General features: G+C 68.0%; 4 protein-coding genes. All 4 read left to right on the top strand.

Annotated features, from left to right (window positions below):
• Positions 1–557: arginase family protein (locus KN815_RS13955; RefSeq protein ID WP_216342214.1), on the top strand; the 557-nt coding region annotated here is incomplete at its 5' end.
• Positions 558–674: 117 nt separating this feature from the next.
• Positions 675–1460 carry an electron transfer flavoprotein subunit beta/FixA family protein gene (locus tag KN815_RS13950; protein ID WP_216342213.1) on the top strand — a complete coding sequence of 262 codons (786 nt, stop codon included), beginning with the start codon at positions 675–677 and terminating at the stop codon, positions 1458–1460.
• Between the two features lie 35 nt (positions 1461–1495).
• Positions 1496–2464 (top strand): electron transfer flavoprotein subunit alpha/FixB family protein, encoded by a 969-nt coding sequence (locus KN815_RS13945; protein ID WP_216342211.1) that lies wholly within the window; start codon positions 1496–1498, stop codon positions 2462–2464.
• Position 2465: 1 nt separating this feature from the next.
• The coding region (locus KN815_RS13940; RefSeq protein ID WP_216342209.1) for a hypothetical protein at positions 2466–2694 on the top strand (229 nt) is incomplete at its 3' end.

Here is a 2694-nt window from a genome sequence, read left to right as displayed (position 1 = left end):
CGATCGCTCTGATCCACTTCGACGCCCACCTCGACACATGGGACACCTACTTCAAGGCTCCGATCACCCACGGCACGGTGTTCCGCCGCGCGTTCGAGGAGGGCCTGCTCGTCGAGGACAAGTCGATCCACGTCGGCATCCGCGGTCCCATCTACGACCAGCTCGACCTCACCGACGACGCGTCGTTCGGCTTCAGGGTCATCCGGGCCGGTGACCTCGACGTCCTGGGCATCGACGGAGCCGTCGATGTGGTGCGGCAGCGGGTCGGTGACACCCCGGTCTACCTCTCGATCGACATCGACGTGCTCGACCCCGCGTTCGCGCCGGGCACGGGTACCCCGGAGATGGGCGGGTTCACCAGCCGGGAGCTCCTGCACCTGCTTCGCCGGCTCGACGGTCTCAACCTCATCGGGGCCGACGTCGTGGAGACCGCACCAGCGTACGACCACGCCGAGATCACCTGTGTTGCGGCCGCCACGGTGGCCTTCGACCTCATCACCCTGATGAGCAAGACCGATAAGGGCAATCCTGACCGCGCGGCCGCCGTCACGGCCTGACCCGCGCCCCGGTCAGACCCCATATGCGCCGATCAACCCGAACGGGAGTCCTCGCACCCTGCTGAGCGGGATGCGGCACACCGAAATCAACCGCCCCCTACCGTCAAGGCGAGAGCTATGAGTCTCAGGATCGTTGTCACTGTGAAGTACGTGCCCGATGCAACCGGCGATCGACGGTTCGCGGAGGACACGACGACCGACCGGGAGTCGGTGGACGGGCTGCTGTCGGAGCTCGACGAGTACGCGGTGGAGCAGGCGCTGCGGATCGCCGATTCGCACGCGGATGCGGAGGTGACGGTGATGACCGTGGGCCCGGACGACGCGATGGACGCGCTGCGCAAAGCGTTGTCGATGGGTGCGGACAAGGCCGTGCACGTGGACGACGAGGACATCCACGGCACGGACGCCATCGGCACCTCCGCCATTCTGGCCAAGGCCATCGAACGTACCGGCTATGACCTGGTTGTCTCCGGCATGGCCTCGACGGACGGCAGCATGGGCGTGGTGCCGGCCCTGCTGGCCGAGCGGCTGGGCGTACCGCAGGTGACGCTGCTGTCGGAGGTGACCGTGGAGGGCACCACGGTCAAGGGCCGCCGGGACGGAGACGCCGCCACCGAGCAGTTGGAGGCGCAACTTCCGGCTGTGGTCTCGGTCACCGACCAGTCGGGTGAGGCTCGTTACTCATCCTTCAAGGGGATCATGGCGGCGAAGAAGAAACCGGTCGACAGCCTGGACCTGGACGATCTGGGCATCGAGGCCATCGAGGTCGGCCTGGGTGGAGCGTGGACTCAGGTCGAGTCCATCGCCGCCCGCCCTGCGCGTACCGCGGGCACGATCGTGAAGGACGCGGGCGCGGGCGGCAAGCAACTCGCGGAGTTCCTGGCGACGCAGAAGTTCATCTGAGTCGACCGACCTACTTCTTGCAGGAGATTGTGACCATGAGTGAGATCCTGGTTCTGGTCGACCACGTGGACGGCGCTGTCCGCAAGCCGACTCTGGAGCTGCTGACCCTGGCCCGCCGGCTGGGCGAGCCATCCGCCGTCGTGCTCGGCGCCGGCGATGCCGCCGCGGACATCGCCGCCAAGCTGGGCGAGTACGGTGCCGCCAAGGTCTACGCCGCCGACGCGGCCGAGTTCGCCGACTACCTGGTCGTGCCGAAGGTCGATGGCCTGGAGCAGATCGCCAAGGCTGCGTCCCCGGCAGCCGTGCTGATCACTTCCTCCGCCGAGGGCAAGGAGATCGCCGCCCGCCTCGCGCTGCGCATCGGCTCGGGCATCATCACGGACGCGGTGGACGTCAAACCAGGCGACAACGGCCCGGTGGCGACACAGTCGGTGTTCGCCGCCTCGTTCACGGTGGACTCCACGGTGTCGCACGGGACACCCGTCATCACGGTGAAGGCGAACGCGACCAGCCCGCAGCCCGCCCAGGCCGCGGGAACAGTGGAGAACGTCGCCATCACCTTCTGCGACGCGGCCAAGGGCACCAAGGTGGTCTCGCGCACCCGGCGCCAGTCGTCGGGGCGTCCGGAGCTGACCGAGGCCGCGATCGTGGTCTCCGGCGGCCGTGGCGTCGGCTCCGCGGAATCTTTCTCCGTGATCGAAGAGCTGGCTGACGCACTCGGTGCGGCGGTCGGCGCCTCCCGCGCAGCAGTGGACGCAAACTGGTACCCGCACTCCAACCAGGTCGGCCAGACCGGCAAAACCGTCTCCCCACATCTGTACATCGCAGGCGGCATCTCCGGCGCCATCCAGCACCGCGCCGGCATGCAAACCTCCAAGACCATCGTCGCGGTCAACAAAGACCCCGAAGCCCCGATCCTCGAGCTCGTCGACTTCGGCGTCATCGGCGACCTGTTCGACGTCGTCCCCCAGCTCACCGCGGAGATCAAAACCCGTAAAAGCTGAAGTGACCGGCTCTTGGACCGGTGCGACTCCGAACGAAGGCGACCGGCATCTGCGGTTCGGCCCGTTCCACCCGCGCCGGGCCGGCCGTCATCCGCCGGGTCATGATCGCGTCGAGGACATCGCGGTCGCACCACGACCCGGACGGGCCGAGCCGATGGCCCTGATCGCGAGTGCAGCGCCGCTCTCGTCGGCCGACGCTGTCGCGCACCTCCGCAGTGAGGCGATCTCGC

Origin of the sequence: Streptomyces niphimycinicus (genome assembly GCF_018883605.1) — a bacterium.
In the GTDB taxonomy this organism is placed as follows: Bacteria; Actinomycetota; Actinomycetes; order Streptomycetales; family Streptomycetaceae; genus Streptomyces; species Streptomyces niphimycinicus.
The sequence above is the reverse complement of the archived record's forward strand: the minus strand, read 5'-3'. Positions and strand labels throughout refer to the sequence as shown.

Bases quoted from the DNA above. Each gene is read 5' to 3' on its own strand.
- KN815_RS13950 (WP_216342213.1), top strand. From the start codon at position 675: ATGAGTCTCAGGATCGTTGTCACTGTGAAGTACGTGCCCGATGCAACC.
- KN815_RS13945 (WP_216342211.1), top strand. From the start codon at position 1,496: ATGAGTGAGATCCTGGTTCTGGTCGACCACGTGGACGGCGCTGTCCGC.